This is a genomic window from Chlamydia sp. 04-14 (genome assembly GCF_036632095.1).
Classification (GTDB): domain Bacteria; phylum Chlamydiota; class Chlamydiia; order Chlamydiales; family Chlamydiaceae; genus Chlamydia.
Genome location: NZ_JAPYKW010000001.1, coordinates 440,842 through 460,487 on the forward strand (window position 1 = coordinate 440,842; position 19,646 = coordinate 460,487).

Below are 19,646 nucleotides of genomic sequence, written 5' to 3' on the forward strand. Positions count from 1 at the left end.
CAACTACAGTAGTAATAGTTAGTGCAAAAACACAGGCTAAAATACAAGAGAAAAGGCCTGATAAAATTTTTCATTGATTTAGCAGGGGTAAACAGGTACAAGTAAGCTGATTCAATCAGAACTCTATAATTTAGAGGAGAAATGCTCAATTTTCGCAAATTACGAAGGGATTTTACAGCTAACATTTTGCAAGATGGCAAAGAACTTTTTGACCAAGGAGCTGTGGTTAATGCGAAAATCCTGTCTATGAACGGAGAATCAGTGTGTATAGGAGCACAGATTCGAGGCCTATATGACAACGTGTATGAATGTGAAATAGAAGTTGATCGATCGAAATCTGATACTATAGATTCTAACTGTGATTGCTCTTATAACTATGATTGCCAGCATATAGTGGCGTTATTGTTTTATCTAGAGAAGTATTTTAATGAAATGGTAGTGGCTTATTCTCAAGAAGCCAACTTAGATACCAATCAAGAGATAAATGAAGAAGTTAAAAAAGAGCTTCAGGAAACTTTTGTTGTTGCAGCCAGTAGAGAAGAAGAAAGAAAAGATAGAGCACATCAAAAAGAAATTTTGAGTGAATACGTTCATGCAGCGAATGTATTAAGCGCTAATCCATTTTTCCTTCCTCAAGAATATTTAGAAAAGAATTCTGCAGAGCTTGCTGTCTTATTTGTTGCTTCCAATGATGAAGTGTTTCGTCCAAATCAGCATGTTGAATTTCAATTAGTTTTACGTCTTCCCGGACGTTCTAAACCATTTTACATTCCAAATATTAAAACCTTTCTTGAAGGAGTTTTGTATCAAGAGCCGATTATCCTTAATGGACGTCGTTTCTTTTTCACAATGCAATCTTTCAATGCTTCTGATCGCAAGCTTATAGATTTGTTGATTCGCTATGTCCGTTATGCAAATCAAGCTCCAGAAGAAAAATTATTAAAATCTGCTTATCTTACATTAACATCGCTAGGTGTGATTTTAGCAAAAATGTATGAACATCAAATGGCAGACCGTGGTGGAGGACAAGCTGGAGAGAAAGAAAGTTTTTCAGGGATGTTCTGTGGGAATCTTGAAGAACCTTTGTATTGGTCAGTTTCATCAGCTAAGATGAAGTTTGATTTAGATTTTTTCGATACTCCCTACAAAGCGCTCTTAATGACTCCATTAATCCTTGTAGATGATGAAGCTCTTCAGCCTGAGCAGGCAATTCTTTTAGAGTCTAATGTCCCTGGCATTATCCATAATAATGTTTACCATCATTTCGCACCTCAAATTCGACGTGCACATTTACGTTCTTTTTCAAGACTACGAGATATTACTATTCCAGAAGCTCTATTCGGTTCTTTCCGAGAAAATGCTCTTCCTGTGTTTAAGGAATACGCTGAAGTTTCCAATGTTGAAGTTCTAAATTCCTTTATTACGCTGCCTTATATTGAAGATGTTCGTGGCGTCTGTAACATAAGTTATTTAGACGGCGAATTAGAGGCAAAATTACATTTTATCTATGATTCTCTCACCATTCCAGCAGCTTCTTTCTCTTTAAAATACCAAGATATTCGTGCATTTATTCGTGACGATGGAATTTTGGCTAGGAATCTTGTTGAAGAACGTAAAATCATAGAAGAGGTTTTCTCGGGCTTTATTTACGATGAGCGTGATGGTGCTTTTCATGTAAAAAGTGAAAAGAAAATCGTAGAGTTTATGACAGAAACAATTCCTAATAATCAGCATAGGATAACGTTTAATTGTCCTGAGACTCTCTCTGATCAATTTATTTATGATGAAACTGTCTTTGATCTTTCCTTTAAGGAAAGCTCTGAAATTAATACTTATGAAGCCGAGCTTAAAGTTAATGGTTTGCTGAAAGGAATTAGTTTAGATCTACTTTGGGATTGTATAAGCGCTAAAAAGCGTTTCCTGGAGTTGCCAAAGCGAGGGCGTAATGTAAAAACTCCTCGAAGAGGTAGAACTCCTGGTTCTGCAAAACTTCCATGTATTTTAGTTTTAGATTTAGAAAAAATTTCGCCAGTTATTCAGATTTTTAATGAAATAGGCTTTAAAGTTCTTGATGACTTTGTAGAAAAGTGTCCTTTGTGGAGTTTAACAGGCATCTCTCCTGAACTATTTAAAGGTTTGCCAGTCAATTTTAAAATGACGGATAAACTTGCTGAGATACAAAAGCAAATTCGTGGAGAAGTTGCCTTTGACTTCCAGGCTATTCCTAAGCAGATACAAGCTACATTACGCAGCTACCAAACAGAAGGAATTCATTGGTTAGAACGTCTTAGAAGAATGCATTTAAATGGTATTCTTGCTGACGATATGGGTCTTGGGAAAACTTTACAGGCGATCATTGCTATTACACAAAGTAGGTTAGAGAAGGGAAAGGGATGCTCTCTAATTGTTTGCCCAACATCTTTGGTATATAACTGGAAAGAAGAATTTCGTAAGTTCAATCCTGAATTCAAAACTATGATAGTTGATGGGATCCCTTCTCATAGACGTAGACAGCTAGCTGCTCTATCAGATTATGACGTTGCCATTACCTCATACAATCTACTGCAAAAAGACATCGATATTTATAAGGATTTTGTTTTCGACTATGTAGTTTTAGACGAAGCCCACCATATTAAGAACCGTACGACGCGCAATGCAAAATCTGTAAAAATGATTCGTTCGGGTCATCGATTAATCTTAACGGGTACACCAATTGAAAATTCTCTTGAAGAATTATGGAGTCTCTTCGATTTCTTAATGCCTGGTTTATTGAGCAGTTACGATCGCTTCGTTGGAAAATACATCCGCACAGGCAACTATATGGGGAATAAGACCGATAATATGGTTGCTTTGAAGAAGAAGGTGGCTCCGTTTATTCTTCGTCGTATGAAAGAAGACGTATTGGAAGATTTGCCTCCTGTTTCAGAAATTTTGTATCATTGTCACCTTACAGATTCTCAAAAAGAGCTCTATCATTCTTACGCTGCTTCAGCCAAAAAAGAACTTTCTCGTTTAGTTAAACAAGAAGGGTTTGATCGTATACATATCCATGTTCTTGCAACGCTTACACGTTTAAAACAAATTTGTTGTCACCCAGCTATTTTTGCAAAAGATGTGCCTGAACCGGGTGATTCTGCAAAGTATGACTTGCTTATGGACTTACTCTCTTCTCTTGTTGAGACAGGACATAAAACAGTTCTCTTTAGTCAATATACTAAGATGTTAAGCATCATCAAAAAAGACTTAGAAGCTCGTGGAGTACGCTTTGTTTATTTAGATGGTTCCACCAAGAACAGATTGGAAATAGTCAACCAATTTAACGAAGATCCAGGACTTCTAGTTTTCTTAATTTCTCTAAAGGCTGGAGGAACAGGATTAAATCTTGTTGGTGCTGACACGGTGATTCACTATGATATGTGGTGGAATCCTGCTGTAGAAAATCAAGCTACAGATCGGGTGCATCGCATAGGGCAGAATCGCTCAGTGTCTTCGTATAAGCTAGTTACGTTAAATACCATTGAGGAAAAAATTCTAACTCTCCAAAACAGGAAAAAGAGCCTTGTAAAGAAAGTGATCAACTCTGATGATGAAGTCGTTTCCAAGTTGACTTGGGAAGAAGTACTAGAATTGCTACAGATATGATGCTATGAGCCCACATCGAAGCTTATTTAAAATTAAAAATCTTTCTAATCGATTGTACAACAAAACTCTAGGCCGTTTTGATAAAGTTTTCAACTTTTTTTCTGGCAATGTTGGTATCGATTTAGGAACAGCGAACACTTTAGTTTATGTTCGTGGTCGGGGTATTGTTCTCAGTGAGCCTTCTGTAGTTGCTGTAGATGCTCAAACGCATACAGTTCTTGCCGTTGGTCATAAAGCTAAGGCTATGTTGGGAAAAACTCCGCGAAAAATTATGGCTGTCCGTCCTATGAAAGATGGGGTGATTGCAGATTTTGAAATAGCGGAGGGCATGTTAAAAGCGTTGATCAAACGTGTAACGCCTTCTCGTAGTATGTTCCGACCAAGAATTTTGATTGCTGTGCCTTCGGGGATTACTGGTGTGGAAAAGCGTGCTGTTGAAGACTCTGCTTTACATGCTGGAGCTCAGGAAGTGATTTTAATAGAGGAGCCGATGGCTGCTGCTATTGGCGTCGATCTTCCTGTTCACGAACCTGCCGCGAGTATGATTATTGATATTGGTGGTGGGACTACGGAGATTGCTATTATTTCTCTAGGAGGGATTGTAGAATCACGTTCCTTACGTATTGCTGGGGATGAGTTCGATGAATGCATTATTAATTACATGCGTCGCACTTACAATCTTATGATTGGCCCACGTACTGCTGAAGAAATTAAAATCACTATTGGTTCTGCGTATCCTTTGGGAGATCATGAGCTTGAAATGGAAGTTCGAGGTCGTGATCAGGTGGCAGGGTTGCCGATCACAAAAAGGATTAATTCTGTTGAAATTCGTGAATGTTTAGCAGAACCTATCCAACAAATTATTGAATGCGTTCGTTTAACTTTAGAGAAATGTCCTCCTGAACTTTCTGCTGATTTAGTTGAGCGTGGTATGGTATTAGCTGGTGGAGGGGCTTTAATTAAAGGCCTCGATAAGGCTTTAAGTAAAAATACAGGACTTTCTGTAATTACTGCACCCCATCCTTTACTTGCTGTTTGTTTAGGAACAGGAAAGGCTTTAGAACACCTAGATCAATTCAAAAAACGCAAAGGGAATATGGTATGACCAGTGCATGGAGTAACGAAATTCAGCATGAAGGTTTAAAACAATGGATCCAAGAAGTTGCTGAATTAGTAACTCCTAAGGACATCCGTATATGTAACGGCTCCGATTCTGAATATGCTGAAGTTTACGGCATAATGCAAAAATCAGGAACAGCGATTCCTTTAAATCCTGATTTGCACCCTAACTGTTTTCTAGTGCGTTCTTCTCCTGAAGATGTGGCTCGTGTTGAGCAGTTTACTTTTATTTGTACTACAAAAAAACAAGATGCAGGCCCTACCAATAATTGGCGTGATCCTCAAGAGATGCGTCAGGAATTACAAGGTCTTTTCCGTGGTTGTATGCGTGGAAGAACCTTATACGTGATTCCTTTTTGCATGGGACCGCTACACTCTCCATTTTCTCTTATTGGTATTGAAATTACTGATTCTCCATATGTTGTTTGTTCTATGAAGATCATGACACGGATGGGAGCGGAAGTATTAAAATCTCTAGGAACATCTGGTTCTTTCCATAAGTGTCTGCACAGTGTGGGAGTCCCTTTATCTCCAGGTGAAAAAGATGTGGCTTGGCCTTGTAATCCTAAGCATATGCGTATAGTACATTTCCAAGATGACAGTAGTGTAATGTCATTTGGTAGTGGTTATGGGGGTAATGCTTTACTTGGGAAGAAATGTGTAGCACTGCGCTTAGCTTCATATATAGCTCGCTCGCAAGATTGGCTCGCGGAGCATATGCTAATCATCGGTGTGACTAATCCTCAAGGACAGAAGAAGTATTTTGCAGCTTCTTTCCCTAGTGCTTGTGGTAAAACTAACCTTGCTATGCTCATGCCTAAGATTCCTGGTTGGAAAGTCGAATGTATTGGCGATGACATTGCTTGGATACGCCCTGGTGTTGACGGTAGATTATATGCTGTGAATCCTGAATTTGGTTTCTTTGGTGTTGCTCCAGGAACATCAGAAACTACAAATCCTAATGCTTTAGCTACTTGCAAATCTAACTCGATATTTACTAATGTTGCTTTAACTCCGGATGGAGACGTTTGGTGGGAAGGTTTAACGAGTCAACCTCCTGAAGGTCTTATAGATTGGCATGGTAATCCTTGGCAACCTGGGGGATCTCCTGCAGCACATCCTAATTCTAGATTTACTGCACCTGTAAATCAGTGTCCTGTTTTAGACCCTCAATGGAATAGTCCTGAAGGTGTACCAATAGAGGCGATTATTTTTGGTGGTCGTCGTTCTGAGACTATACCTTTGGTTTATGAGGCTTTAAGTTGGCAACATGGAGTCACCATTGGTGCGAGCATGTCTTCGGCAACAACTGCAGCTATTGTTGGTGAACAGGGAAAATTACGGCATGATCCTTTCGCTATGCTGCCTTTCTGTGGCTACAACATGGCATACTATTTTGATCACTGGTTATCTTTTGCTTCTAACACAAGTTTAAAACTACCAAAGATCTATGGTGTGAACTGGTTCCGTAAGGATAAAGATGGTAATTTTATCTGGCCAGGATTTAGCGATAATCTTCGTGTTTTAGAATGGATTTTCCGAAGAACTAACGGGGAAGAATCCATCGCTAAGAAAACACCTATTGGTTACTTGCCAGAAGAATCTTCTTTAAACTTAGAAGGACTCAACTTATCTTCACAAGCCCTTCAGGATCTACTTTCTGTGGACGTCCCTGGATGGCTTAAAGAGGTTGCTAATGTTCGTGAGTACTGCAAGATCTTCGGATCCGATCTCCCTCAAACAATCACTGATGAATTGTTCAGAATAGAAAGAGAATTAAAATAATTAAATAATCAAAGTCACTTGTTATTTATGTTTTAGTTTTAAAGTTAATTATTTTTTATTTTTGAAATATTTTTTTTATTTTAAAATTAGAAAATAATTAATCTCTTCTGGATAAATTACGGTGACGGTACAACCTTCATACATTACTTTTAATCGCAATGTGACGGCGGCACTACTTGGTGATCAAGTAGATATGACAACACCGTTTTCTAGTTCTGTGTTTCTTTTTCAAGAACTAGATCAGAAAGCAAGGGGATTAAAACACGCACTTGGTTTGTTGCAAGAAGCAGAGGCTAAGTTCCCCATAGAGCAAATTTCTTCAGAGTTTATAGGGGATGTTTCCTTAGAAAATTTCCCTGAAGAGAAAATCACACTTCCGAATGTTAGATATGATTCTACCAAAGTAGGGGAGATCTTAAAAGATCCGAATCTTGCTGCCGCAAAACTTTATATAGAGGGACTTGAAAAGAGTTTTGATGATTGGCTAAAAGAAGTTGATCAAGGAGGGATTTTTAATCCCACAGAAGCTGAAAAAACTATAGTTAAAGATTTTCAAGTAAAGCTAAGTACTTTAAAACAACCATTCACTGCCGGCAATCCTACAACTGATCAATATAATGCAATATATGCTTTACCTAAAGAGTTTGTAGCTAAGATAGAAGAACTCAAAGGGAAAGATGCTCCGCCAAAGAGTAAAGTGATCAATTTTTGGCAGAACATAATGGTAATTTATAATGCCATGATCTCTTTGTCCTATCCTGTTTCTGAGCAACTGAATATCCAACTTGCTGAATGCGCATTAAATATTGATGAAGCTAATAAAGTTATTGAGCTAATACGTCAATTCTCAAGTTCTCTTAAAGATCTACTTAATCCCGTCTGGGACATCTCTTCAACAGCAACTAACTTAAATGGTTCTGGTTATAACGCTATGCAAGGCGGTATGACACGTACATACATAGTGCTTGGTGGGGTATACCGCATGCTTATGGATAAGTATTCAAGTAATGCTGTAGATAAAATGCCTGAAGGAGTCAAGAAGGGAGTAACTACTTTTATAGATGCTATGGGGAACTTGAAGATGGGTACTAAGGCTACTTTACCCAGTTTCCTAAGTTTGTTGTATTCCTATTTAGTGTGTGCAGGACAATATGGGGTAAAAATTCCTTCATCTCAACAAGATTATAAAACAGCCCTTACACAAGAGCAATCTTATTGGGATGAACGGGGTAATAGTAGCTTTAATATCGCAGATATCCCCTTAAAGACATTTGCTGCTAATCCCACAGAAAAATATGAAGGGATATCTTTATTCTACAACGGTAGCCAAACCAATCTTAATCCTGAATTTTTTCAACAATGCGTTGAGTTAATGACGAAGAATCCTACTCAGGTAATGTCACGCTCTGACTATCAGAAAGTGATTAACGGGATGAATAGTGGTATTAAGCAAATCCAAGAGCAGATTACCAAATGGACAGAAGAATCTGCAGAGCTAATGAAACAAAAGGATTCTATGGATCCTACGAAATTAAATTATTTCGAGAGTATGAAAGAGGGTAAAAAGACCTTTGTAGATACCTCTCCGATACAAATGGTCTACTCTTCTTTATTATTAGATAAATATTTACCCAATCAGCAGCACGTTTTAGAGACGTTAGGGGTGCAGATGACCTTCTCTAATAAAGCTGCTAAGTACATGAATCAAATCATTACTCATGTTACGAATTTTCAAACAGCAGATGTCTACTATTCTTTAGCAATATATTTGCGTCAGATGAACTTACAGGCTCTTACTGATGCCTTAGGGAAAGCGCAGAGTGTTTTAGATAAAGAAAAAGTCCGTTGTAGAAGTGATATTGAACGTTGTCAGAGAGTAAAAGGTGAACTCACAAAAATTTTGACAAACATAAATAATGATACAGAATTGACCTCTTCTCAGAAACGGGAGCTTCGTCAGACAATTTCCGGATACGAATTCCAGTTCAACGCTTTGATACGTAATCTAGGAAATTTATTTGTTTTGTTACGCAATATGCAATTTAGTGCGGTAGAAAAACCTGAAGAGGTTGACGAAGCCTTTGTTATCAAGGTTAACAGTAAGATATCAGATGATTGGGCACGTTTTCTATCAGCTTTTGAAAGCTTTGTTATTGAAGGTGGTGAAAACGGTGTTGTTCCTGGTGGTGAGCAACAGATCTTACAGAGTTTAGAAGCCACCCAACAGAATTTTACAACATTTAACCAAAACCAACAGCTCGCATTACAGTTAGAATCTTCCGCAATTCAGCAAGAATGGACTATGGTCAGCGCTGCTTTAGCATTGATGAATCAGATATTTGCGAAGTTAACACGTAGATTTAAATAGGTGAAGTTATGAAAAACTCTCCAATACAAGGCTATCAACAGGCTAATCAGATTTCTGAAGGTCCGGTATTTGCAGAACGTCGTGTATCTCCTGCTGAGGTAGCTGCGGATTATACAAAGATGAATGAGGTAGCTTCTCACTTAAAAATCATGCAAGACTTGCTTAAAGAGGCTAGTGACCTAGGATTGCGTAGGGAGTTCGTATCTTCTTTAAAGCATGATTTTTTAGATACAGGATTTGAACTTGCTGTAATACAAACTGTGCTTACAGAAAAGGAGAATAAAGAGCTACGTAGGGAAGCAAATAAGATTTTTCAAGAGCACTTAGATAGAATATCTCCGCAAGCGTTAACAACAGCTCCTGAGCTTGCTCCTGTTAAAGATTCTATAGTAAATAAGATGCCTTTCCAATCGGCATTTGCGTATATCCTTTTAGATAAATATATCCCCTCACAAGAGACTGCTTTATATGCATTGGGAAGAGAATTAAATCTTTCAGGATATGCTCAGAACTTATTTAGTCCTCTTTTAGAGACTATAAAGAGTTTCAACTCTGCCCCTATTGTATATAATTTGGGATCGTACATTTCTCAAACATCAGGAACCGCGAATTTTAAATTTGGTTACCAGATGATTGTAGATCGCTATGAAGAAGAGCGTTTACAGTTGAGAAATGATATTAAAAGTGCTGAGAATGCGCAGCTTTTATTAAAGCAAATTTCTAAGAATATTCAAGGTAACGGGACTCTTTCCGATGCTCAAAAAAAACAGCTCGAGGACATCGTTACAGGCTATAATAACGAATTAGGCATTATGATAAATCAGATGAAGAATCTGATGTTGAATCTGAATGCTCTTGTTTTCATTCCTGGCAATAGTGAGTACGAACCTTCTTATAAGATTATGGGTTCTGACTTTTCTATAATTACATTACAAGATTTGGAGCATAAGGTTGTTGATGGTGAAATTGACATCAACACAGGAACTGCAAAAGGTGGGTTGTTGAATTTCTTTAACAACTGTCTTTCTGATGTGCAAAATTACGGAGATTTAGCACAAACGCATCAATTGATGTTAGAACTTCAAATGCGTGCCATGCAACAGGAATGGAGCTTAATTGCGGCATCATTGAAACTGATACATAACGTATATCGCACGCTAATCAGTTCTTATTAGAATTGGAATCCTGCCGTTACGTTTATAGCACGTTGGTAACCCCAACGTCCTTCAACGCTATAGAAGAAATTGTCTGATGCGCAGCTCGTGGCTCCGCAGCAAAAGTTCACTCTATGGAAGTTCGTGATTTTACGTACTTTGAACTTAAGATTAGAGAACTGGCTTTCTAAACGCTTAAAGCTATCTGCGGGTGCAGTTCTTGACGCACTTCCTACAGAGACAGAAACATAGGGAAGGATATAGTCGTTTACATAGGTGGTGATTCCTATATTTGCTGACCATTCTTTGTAACTGATTTTGCCGTTAGAATCTTCGAAGTATACTTCAGGATTTGTTTGGCTATTTACTATGATGTAGTTAATAGGGCATGCTGCATGGCGGTAATCTCCACCAATACCAATGAAAGAAATCCCATCTTTCCAGAGGACCTTTTTCAAACTTAAATCCCAAACAAAGCCGTAATTACTTTGTACTTCTACCAAACCGTCGGTAACTTGTGATTCAGAAGCAAGTGGTGAAGAAGTGTAGTCTCTATAAGCATTAAGAGGAAGACGATAGTATTGTTTTAATCCACCGATTTTTACATCGAAGCTGATATCTAATAGGGGAATAGCAGCAGGTGAAGTGTCTTGGAAAGCTACTGAGGCAAAAATACAGCTGGAGCTCACTTTAGAATCATTTAGATCGAAATCAAAATCTTTAAAAGTAGATGTAACATCCGTTGAAGGCCCTGTCCCTGTTGTAGTAACAGAAGTCACCACGGGAACGTTCTTCACTCTTGCGCTTTCTGAAAAAATATAATCTCCAGAAAATCCTATTTTTAAGCTTCCTGTAAGTGCTGCAAAGAGATTGTAGCTATTGCAGAGTTCGAAAGCACACATGCCTTTTTGTTCTGGATTAATTCCAGGGATGACAGGGTATGCAGGATTTCCCGACGGCATAGCATTAAGGATTGAGGAAGAAAAAATTCCTGATAAAGCTAGGAGAGAGAGGGATGCTAAACGTAGATGCTTTTTCAGCTTGCTATTCATTTAGTAGATGGCCTTATTTACTATGCGTTATAAATTCATCTTTAACAAATGATAAAAAAATGTACAAATGAAAACTCTGTAGAGATAAGACTTCTATCTAAGGAGATGAGAAAGATAGAAATCTTCATCTTTTAAAGATATTCTTCTTTAGTATTTCTTTGTAAAAGTGCAGCGATGCCTTCTTTGATATCGAGATTCTCGTATAATACGCGATAGATACCTGTAGTTATCGGCATATCGATTTTATGATGTTTAGCAATTTGGTATGCTGAAAGGGCAGTATAAGCACCTTCAACAACCATGCCGATTTCTGCTTTTGCTTTCTCAAGAGTCATTCCTTGAGCTATCAGTTTCCCAAATTTTGTATTTCTACTTAATGAAGAAAAGCATGTTGTACAGAGATCTCCAAGACCTGCTAAACCATTAAGAGTATCAGGACGGCAGTCCATAATCGTTGCAAATTTCCGTATTTCATGAAGTCCTCGGGTGACTAATCCCGATTTTGCATTATCTCCAAAATGGAAACCGTCAGAAATTCCGCAAGCAATTGCTATGATATTTTTTAAAGCTCCGCCGAGAGCTACGCCTTTAAGATCGCTATTAGGATATACTCGGAATGTTGGAGTCAGGAAAGCATTGTGTATTTTCTTTAGGGTATCGGGATTATATGCGCTGATCACTACAGAACATGGACAGCCTTTAAGAACTTCTCTAGCTATAGAGGGTCCGCTAAGATAACCAAGATATTGCGCAGCATCTTTCCCAAAAATTTCTACAACGATCTCACTAAGTAACAATCCTGTATGTTGTTCGATCCCCTTCGAAGTAATGACAAAAGGTACATTGAGATCTGTGATTGTTTTTAGTTGTTCAGATACAGGGCGTATGCCTGCTGAGGATACACCTTCGACAATCATAGAAGCTCCTTCTACAGCTTCTGCCATATCTGTAGTAAAGGACAGATTCGGATGAATAGGAATATCAGGAGCTTGGGGATGGCGTTTTTCCATTTGTAGCTGAGCAATTAATTCAGAATTGCGAGCCCAGCCAACAACACGGTAACCCTTATTTGCTAATAATGATGCGAGACAAAATCCCCAAATGCCCATACCTAGGTAGGCAATTTTTTCTTTCATGAGGCCTCAAAAAACGGTTCCTCGAAAAATGCTTTATTCTCCCAATGTAGGGAAGTAGAGGTTGAAGGATAATAGAAATCGGCTTCTAATTCAAATGTTGTGTTTGGAGAAAGTTTTTTCCCAGTCACTTTATGGAAAATTTGACGTTCTCTAGCAGAAAGAGCTTCTCGAACAGTCGCTGGACTGTGATTGCCTTCGAGATTTTTTAATGGTGCGAAGCATTCTTGACGTGGATAGACAAGAGTTTGACAACGTTCGCTGTAACAAAATAGATCAAAGATAAATTCTTCGAATTTCCAAGAATTTTTCTCAGAGGAATAGAGTCCTAATTGTTTTGCATGTTTATGCGCTTTATAAAGAGGTAGTTCGCGTAGGGCTGCATGGGCGATGAAGTCCATAGACAAGCAGTATAAGCCAATATTAGCTAAGCAATACTTCAAAGTACCATCTTGATTTGTGGCAAAACGTTCATTTTGAGGTATTTCAGAATACTCAATAACTGAAGTTTTCCCAGAATCATTAGATTGTACTAGGATACCGACATCTTCAATGGCTGTTTGTCGCGAAGCAGCTTTAATAGTTACTTCGTTATTTTCCATACCATGGAATCCACAAAGTTCCACATCAAAAGGTAGAGCTAAAGGATTATCAATAGGAATAACGCTAACCATTTCGATTCCTGCTTTCTTCCATTTTTCCCAAAGCCCTGAGGTATATAGAAGAGTTGCTAGGCAACCATTACCATTCGGCCCTAAGGACAGGGTATCAGTATCTTCTAGAAAGAGATCCCCTGATAAGGATAATAAAGGCCATAGTGGCTGACAGAAAAAGTCCACTTGATTGGGATCAAGATGGAAATAATCATTAGATTCAAAGTAGGAACGCGTCTGACGATTATTTAATGGGGATGTCATAAAGGCTAAGGGCAAAGGCTGATTTGCAAGTTTACTTGCTGCACAGACTTTTTCAGCAACAAGCTGAAAGAGAGGCTTTTTTTTGATAGGAGATACGGGGAAAAGCCCTTTAGGACCGTCGCATTTTAGTCTAGAGCCTTGTCCACCAGCAAGAACTACACAAGCTACTTTCTTTTCTTTTAGAAGATTTGTTCCTATTTTGGTTCTTTCAGAATCTTCTCCAGAAGAAGCGAAAGAAGTTAAAGGATGAAAATCTTTTAAGATGGATCTTGGAGAAGTAATGAGCTGACGTTGTTTATGGAAGAGCTCAACATCTATGGAAGAAATTTGATGGTAGAGGCGTTGTTGTTGTTTTTGAGAAAGGGACGACCATGAATCTAATAAATGCTCTTGATTAATAGATTTAAGTTTTTCTGTTAGTGAAGACATTTCCACGACAGACGGAAAGGTTACAGAGTCGGTCATTACAGTTAGCCTTGCGTTCCTATCTCTTGATGTTAGAATACTTATTATTCTTGATCTTTTCGATGATTTTTCTACGGTTAATTAATTCTAGTAGTTTATTTTGATGCTCTTGTAGACGCTTACAGGAGATATTGTGTTGTTTATAAATAGATACTTGTAATGTTTGCAAGTGTTCTAAAAGCGAATTGTAATGTTCTATATTGTTGCGGTATAAAAACCTCTCCTTCCTGATTTTAGAGATCACCGTCATCTGTTCTTTTATACTTACGAGCTCTTGAGATAGATAATACTTTCTACTTTTAAAGTGTCGTACTTTTAATAAAGAATGATAAATTTTTATTTTCGATAGAGTGGAAAGGCTCGTTAATTTTTTATTCAAGATTTACCAATGCCTCCAACTCTTTCAAGGTGTTTTCTAGCTGACAATAACTTGATAATGGCTGGGAAAGGAAACTTTTTATGCTGGGAAGGATTTTTACGGCATCATCGAGATCTTTATCTTGTCCTGGAGTGTAGGCTCCTAATTGAATAATATCCAAAGCCTCTTGGTATGTTTTTAATAAGGCACGGAGCTTTTCGGCAGCGGCATAATGATGAGGAAGGGCAAGTTTTTTTGCTGATCTCGAGAGACTGAGAAGAATATCGATAGGAGGTGAAGCTAGAGCTTTTCCTTGGTTGGTAAGGAAGAAATGTCCATCTAAGAGGGATTTTAGGTAGTCTGTAAAGATGTCCGGATGATTAGGATAATGTAAGATAGCGTATAAGGCAGTTATAGAACCTCGATCATTATTCCCTGCGCGTTCTGTAAATTCTGATACGTGATGAAAAACAGAAGCGGCGTATTGGTGGGCAGCTAGGGTTTCACCGGTTGCTAGGGCAACTTCTTGAAGTGCGGCTATCCATCGTGATAGAGAATCCATAATGAATAACACATCATGACCTTGATCTCGGAAATATTCTGCTATTGTCATAGCAGCACGTCCTGAAATCACCTTTGTTGGTGCTGTTTCATGAGCAGGAGAAGCAATAATAATCGTGCGGTGTTGTTTCAATCCTGAAGAGTGTTGTTCTATATATTCACGTACTTCTCGGCCCCTTTCTCCGATAAGAGCAATGACATTGATTGTAGATTTTGATCCCGAAGCTATTGCAGATAATAGTGAAGATTTTCCACTACCTGGTTCTGAAAATACCCCAATACGTTGTCCTTTCCCTAGGGTTAAAAAAGCATCGATAGCTTTAATGCCCGTAGGAAAAATCTCTTGAATAGGTTGTCGCGACATTGGAGATGGAGGAGGAGCAATCAAGGGTTTTATATGTGTTTTTGGCAGGTTTTCTTTATTATCTAGAGGATTTCCAAAACCATCAATGACACGACCAAGAAGATGGTCAGAAAGATGTAGTGATGGCGGACGACGTAGAGGAAGAACTTCAGAACCTAAAGCAACATAGTGCATAGGGGATAACGACATTAATAATGTTGTTTGGTTGTGGAAGCCGATAACTTCGGCAAGGAGATCGGGATATTTTGGCGTGCAGATACGACAAAGTTCACCGAGACATGCCGATAGTCCTTGAACTTCTAAGAGATTCCCTGAAACTCTAGAGAGAAGTCCACACGTGCGGTAGGGCTGCCAATATTGAAGTTGAGATTTTTCGTAATTTAGATGTGTCATGCAGTTAAAACAGAAAGCAAATGATCTAGTTCTTCTCCAATTTCCTGTCTTAGGATTCCTGAGGGAACCTCCATTTTATAGCTGGATTTTTTGCAAGATGTGTCAGGGAGAAACTCCGCATGTTTAATCATGGGGACTTCATGCGTCGCTATCCAATCATTAAGTTTCTTATGATCTTCAGGATGAAGGAAGATCTTTAAGGGAGATAAAGATCGTAAAGATGTATGTTGTTGTAGGGCAGAGGAAATTAAGAGAGCGAGCTCTTCAACATTGTCTAATTTCTTATAGAGGAATTTTTCGCAGGTTAAGACAGCAAGTTCTACAAGATCAGGTTTCAATTGTTGAGGGACCTTCTCTATTTCAGAAAGCATACGAATCGATAATTTCCGAAATATCTGAATTAGAGATAGAAGTTCTTGAAAGGCTTTATCATATCCTGAGATTTCTCCTTCTGAAAAGCCTTGGGAGAATCCTTCATCCCAGTCTTTATTTCTTTCTGGGGAATCTTCAGTATCTGAAAGCGAACCAGGGGATTGAGACAGTGTCACAAGACATACCTAATTCTTAATGTTTATAATTTCAGTACTTGGTGTTTTACATCTTCAGGTAAATGTTTGAAGATCTCATCGGCTTTTTTAGGATCCAAATACGAGAGAATCAACCTAATTTTTTCGGGAGATTCTTTTTGTAGTATCTCTACCAGCTTTGTAATATTTATGCCCTGTTTTATTTTTTTTGATTCCGAAGGCATGCGCTCATAAGCATAGAAAGCAAGGTAAAAGCTTGCTAAAGCAATAATTCCTAAACTAGAAAGTAGAATGGTCCCGCCAACGAGCAATTTATAAGAGAGGCGATCTTTCTGTATTGTTTGTGAAAAAGGAAATTTCTCAATAACAATAGGATGATTGTTTCCACAGATTTTCTTTAGAGAATTTTCGGCATGAACTAGAAAAGCTTCTCTTTTTTCTTTTGGGAATTTTCCTAAGTACTTTTCATTAATTGTTAGCTGTACAGTAGGAGCATTTTTTGTTGTCAGATAGGCGAGAGCAAAATGTTCCTTAGGAAAAATTTTTCCTAAGTAACCTTCGCATGCAGATAGTAATAGAGAGTTGGTGGAAAACTCTCCTGGAGAGTAGATATTCCCTAAGTTATCCGATAGGGTAATGTGTTCTTTATTTAATCCAGGAATGCTACTGGATAGATAGTCCATGATAGAAAGTAATAAAGATAATGAGAATACTTCGTTTTTATGAGACGAAAGAATAACTGAAACTTGTGGAACAATATCAGGATCATCTTCCGTAGGCAAAGATAGAGCCACAGTAGCATTGGCTACTGATTGAAACATTGTAAGATCTCTTTCTATCTGTTCTTTTTTTGCTAGGGACTCTAATAATTTCGGATTTCCTACTTGGCTAAGCTTAAACCAACCTGTAGTTTTTTTTTCAGATGGCTGAGAAAAATCAGAAGATTTGGAAGTGTTTTTTCCAAAAAAGATGGCACTCCCTAAAGCTGTAGAAACAACTAAAAGGCCTAAAGGCGAGATGCCTAACGAAGCAGCTTTCTTTTTTAGGAATTGAAAAAACACAACAATCCTCAAGAAAAAATAATGAAATAATTATAGAGTTATTAACATTTCATCATTCTTTATCAAAAGATATGAATTATTGACAATTCACGAACTATAAAAGTTAATTAGTTTCGTCAGAGTGTTGAGACATAGAAAAATCTAAGGATGCCTCATTTACTTTAATTTGCAATTCAGAATAAACATAGGCGCGTAAGAGTTGGCCTATAGAATTCAATGTAGATCCTATAGCAGAAAAACATCCAGAACAATTTCCTGCATAGGCAATGGTGACAATATGTCCTTCAAGCTTTTCAATGAGCACGCTGCCGCCATCGAGAGCTACATAAGGGGATATTTTATCCTCAGTAATTGTTCGTAGGGCATGTAGTTGTGATTCTATTGATAGACTTTCCCAAGCTTCTTTAGTGTAGGGATTAGCATCTTCAATCTCTGAAGGTAAAAAGGATTCTTTTAAGGGTAGGGAACCGTCTTCAAGGGGGATTTCCATACATTGTTCAGCAGCGATGTCTAAAGCATCGATGATACAATGGTATAGAGCTGAACTATTCTCTGGAAGAGCGGGTTTATTAGGATGGGAACGTAGCTCAGTATCGATATTATTAACGGTTAAGTTATAAGCTTGAGCATAAGTTTTGCCAATAACTAGGTTACATGTTGTTTCTGCAAGCACAAGTAGGAAAGGGTGTCCAAAATATTGGAATTTCGCGTCGATAATTTTTCCATTTATCTTATCTATCAGCCAATAGAATATCACATAATTGCCCATAAGCCTATGGCCTTGACTGCCGATAATTAGATTAGCTCCTTTTGTTTCGGCATCTTCTGCTGAAAATGTCCCGCCGCAATAAAATTTATGAAATTTCTTCATAACTTTTGGAGATACATTTGCCCAAGAGGCTACAGGTTGAAATGGAATTGTCATACTGAGCTCGCAATTGCAGATTGAAGATGAGCGCTACCCTCTTGGATAACACGTCCTAAAGTTGTAAATTGTTCATCTTTTGTTCTCTCTGTGAAAGAAAAATGTAGAGCGCTGTGACAGAGAAAAGGCGATACCCCACAATTTTGTAGTATTTGAGATAGGGGTTGGAAACGCTCGTAGCCAAGTCCTGGATAGATGCCTTGTTGATGTAGGAAGAAGGCTAAACTTTCAGCAGGAATATCTCCTATAGTGGCAATCATCACATTAGGAAGTTTATTTTCTAGTTCTGGGAAAAGAAACTGCACGTCAGAGCAGGCTGCTTGAAGCTCTTTAGTAAGTTTATTTCTTAAATTTATTGAAGATAAGATTAATGAAGAAAAAGAAGAAAGGCGTTCCTGGCATGCTGTCTTCATTGCCGCTACGGAACCTAAACATAAGGTTCCTGGAGAATTTGTAGGGAGCCATAAATTAAAAAATTTGCTGAGGGATTTTTTAATAAACATGCCTCCGATATTACCAATTCCTCCCAAAGCTAACGAAGAAAATGTAAGAATATCAGCGTCGAGCATTTCTGGAGTGAGTGCCGCACGTCCTAAAATATCACAAAGATCCAAATGTAGAACAACACCACGATCTTTGCATAAGGGTTGTAGAGATTCTATAGGTTCAATGAACCCTGTCATGCCATTAGCAGCAGATAGCGAAAAGAGTAGAGTGCGTGGTGTTAGCGCCTCTGTAAGTTGTTCTGGAGAAAGTCTTCCTGAAGAGTTTATGGTTACCCAATCATAGGTAGTCCCTAGTCCTTGCCGGCGGCAAATAGCATCAATGTTATATTGCTGCTCATGAGAAGAGACTAAAAGATGGTTCCTCCCTTGGAAAAAGGTAAGATTTTCCAATAAAGCAGCTACGATAATCGCTGCAGCATGAGGAAAATGAGGAAGAAAATGAAATGTATGGGTTTCTTCAGAACAACCGACAAGCTTACGAGCAACTTCTTCAGTTTCATTAAGCAATTTCATTGCTGACGAAGGTGTTAAAGAGAAGGGATCGGAATAAGTCTCCAAACTCTCTCGTACTGAAACTGAAGGAGGAATTGCTTGTTGGTTATTTAACCAAATGGTTCTGGATGTCGTTCGAACGTGTGGCCGGTCCATAAATACACTATGGGTTTTCCTGTAGGTAACTCTAAAGAGAGTACCTCTTCTTCACTTAATTTTTCTATATCCATAATAAGTGAACGTAAGGAATTTCCATGAGCAGATATAAATACATTTTTTGAATTCTTTAATAAAGGGAAGATCGTTTCTTCAAAATAGGGGACGGTACGTTGTCCGGTATCATAGAGACTTTCTCCGCTAGGAGGTGCTGTTTTATAACTTCGTCTCCATAATTTGACCTGTTCTTCACCAAATTTCTCAGCGGTTTCTTTTTTATTTTTCCCTTGAAGTTCCCCATACATTCTTTCATTTAATGCGCTAGAACGATAAAGAGGGATCATATTCTTTTCTTCATCACTATAGATCCTGCTCATCTGTTTCTGTTGCTCATCATCATGAACAATATAAGGAATTTTTTTAGAGTTGTGATGTGTCATTGCAAGTAATGCCGTCATTAAACTTCTGACAAGAGAAGAGGTAAAGATGCAGTCTATCGGGAGGTCTTTTATTACCTGACCCGCAAGAATAGCTTCATCAATTCCTTTTTGACTCAGAGGGATATCTACCCATCCTGTAAAAAGATTTTTTTCATTCCAGACGGATTTTCCGTGTCGTAATAAGATAAGAAAAGCCATGACTTCCTGAGTGGTGGATTAAGAAAACTA

The 19,646-nt window shown here is 38.2% G+C and carries 14 protein-coding genes and 1 pseudogene; 5 read left to right on the forward strand and 10 right to left on the reverse strand.

The genetic code is table 11. The annotated features are described in order from the left end of the window. The first annotated feature begins 141 nt into the window (after positions 1 to 141). The 5 genes from O6937_RS01985 (at position 142) to O6937_RS02005 (ending at position 10,089) form a co-directional block, all read left to right on the forward strand. The gene (locus tag O6937_RS01985; RefSeq protein ID WP_332390003.1) at positions 142 to 3,642 is read left to right on the forward strand and encodes a DEAD/DEAH box helicase; all 3,501 of its coding nucleotides are present in this window, start codon (positions 142 to 144) and stop codon (positions 3,640 to 3,642) included. Between the two features lie 4 nt (positions 3,643 to 3,646). Continuing rightward, positions 3,647 to 4,747, forward strand: coding sequence for a rod shape-determining protein (locus tag O6937_RS01990; protein WP_006343575.1), 1,101 nt, complete (start codon positions 3,647 to 3,649; stop codon positions 4,745 to 4,747). Beyond that, entirely contained in the window at positions 4,744 to 6,546 is a 1,803-nt protein-coding gene (locus O6937_RS01995) for a phosphoenolpyruvate carboxykinase (GTP) (RefSeq protein ID WP_332390004.1), read from the forward strand. The genes O6937_RS01990 and O6937_RS01995 overlap by 4 nt, the downstream gene beginning before the upstream one ends. Positions 6,547 to 6,667: 121 nt before the next feature. Beyond that, positions 6,668 to 8,914, forward strand: a complete 2,247-nt coding sequence (locus tag O6937_RS02000) for a CT620/CT621 family type III secretion system effector (protein ID WP_332390005.1) — start codon at positions 6,668 to 6,670, stop codon at positions 8,912 to 8,914. Positions 8,915 to 8,922: 8 nt separating this feature from the next. Then, positions 8,923 to 10,089 (forward strand): CT620/CT621 family type III secretion system effector, encoded by a 1,167-nt coding sequence (locus O6937_RS02005; RefSeq protein WP_332390006.1) that lies wholly within the window; start codon positions 8,923 to 8,925, stop codon positions 10,087 to 10,089. Here O6937_RS02005 and O6937_RS02010 read toward each other — a convergent pair. The 10 genes and pseudogenes from O6937_RS02010 to O6937_RS02055 form a co-directional block, all read right to left on the reverse strand. Next, entirely contained in the window at positions 10,086 to 11,120 is a 1,035-nt protein-coding gene (locus O6937_RS02010) for a hypothetical protein (protein WP_332390007.1), read from the reverse strand. The genes O6937_RS02005 and O6937_RS02010 overlap by 4 nt on opposite strands. Positions 11,121 to 11,251: 131 nt before the next feature. After that, positions 11,252 to 12,256: an NAD(P)H-dependent glycerol-3-phosphate dehydrogenase gene (locus O6937_RS02015; protein ID WP_332390008.1), complete on the reverse strand. Its 1,005-nt coding sequence runs from the start codon at positions 12,254 to 12,256 to the stop codon at positions 11,252 to 11,254. Continuing rightward, positions 12,253 to 13,635 (reverse strand): UTP--glucose-1-phosphate uridylyltransferase, encoded by a 1,383-nt coding sequence (locus O6937_RS02020; RefSeq protein WP_332390009.1) that lies wholly within the window; start codon positions 13,633 to 13,635, stop codon positions 12,253 to 12,255. The genes O6937_RS02015 and O6937_RS02020 overlap by 4 nt, the downstream gene beginning before the upstream one ends. Positions 13,636 to 13,640: 5 nt before the next feature. After that, a pseudogene (locus O6937_RS02025) lies at positions 13,641 to 14,014 on the reverse strand (hypothetical protein). Next, on the reverse strand, positions 14,007 to 15,311 hold the full coding sequence (locus O6937_RS02030) for a FliI/YscN family ATPase (protein ID WP_332390010.1): 1,305 nt from the start codon (positions 15,309 to 15,311) through the stop codon (positions 14,007 to 14,009). Before O6937_RS02030 ends, O6937_RS02025 begins: the two are co-directional and overlap by 8 nt. After that, a complete protein-coding gene (locus tag O6937_RS02035; RefSeq protein WP_332390125.1) occupies positions 15,308 to 15,853 on the reverse strand; it encodes a FliH/SctL family protein in 546 nt (181 codons plus the stop codon). The genes O6937_RS02030 and O6937_RS02035 overlap by 4 nt, the downstream gene beginning before the upstream one ends. 29 nt (positions 15,854 to 15,882) lie before the next feature. Beyond that, positions 15,883 to 16,899: a type III secretion system protein gene (locus tag O6937_RS02040; protein WP_332390011.1), complete on the reverse strand. Its 1,017-nt coding sequence runs from the start codon at positions 16,897 to 16,899 to the stop codon at positions 15,883 to 15,885. Between the two features lie 103 nt (positions 16,900 to 17,002). Then, on the reverse strand, positions 17,003 to 17,824 hold the full coding sequence (locus O6937_RS02045; RefSeq protein ID WP_332390012.1) for a NifU family protein: 822 nt from the start codon (positions 17,822 to 17,824) through the stop codon (positions 17,003 to 17,005). Then, positions 17,821 to 18,978, reverse strand: coding sequence for an aminotransferase class V-fold PLP-dependent enzyme (locus O6937_RS02050; RefSeq protein WP_332390013.1), 1,158 nt, complete (start codon positions 18,976 to 18,978; stop codon positions 17,821 to 17,823). The genes O6937_RS02045 and O6937_RS02050 overlap by 4 nt, the downstream gene beginning before the upstream one ends. Then, on the reverse strand, positions 18,933 to 19,616 hold the full coding sequence (locus tag O6937_RS02055) for a 2,3-bisphosphoglycerate-dependent phosphoglycerate mutase (protein ID WP_332390014.1): 684 nt from the start codon (positions 19,614 to 19,616) through the stop codon (positions 18,933 to 18,935). Before O6937_RS02055 ends, O6937_RS02050 begins: the two co-directional genes overlap by 46 nt. Positions 19,617 to 19,646: the final 30 nt, after the last annotated feature.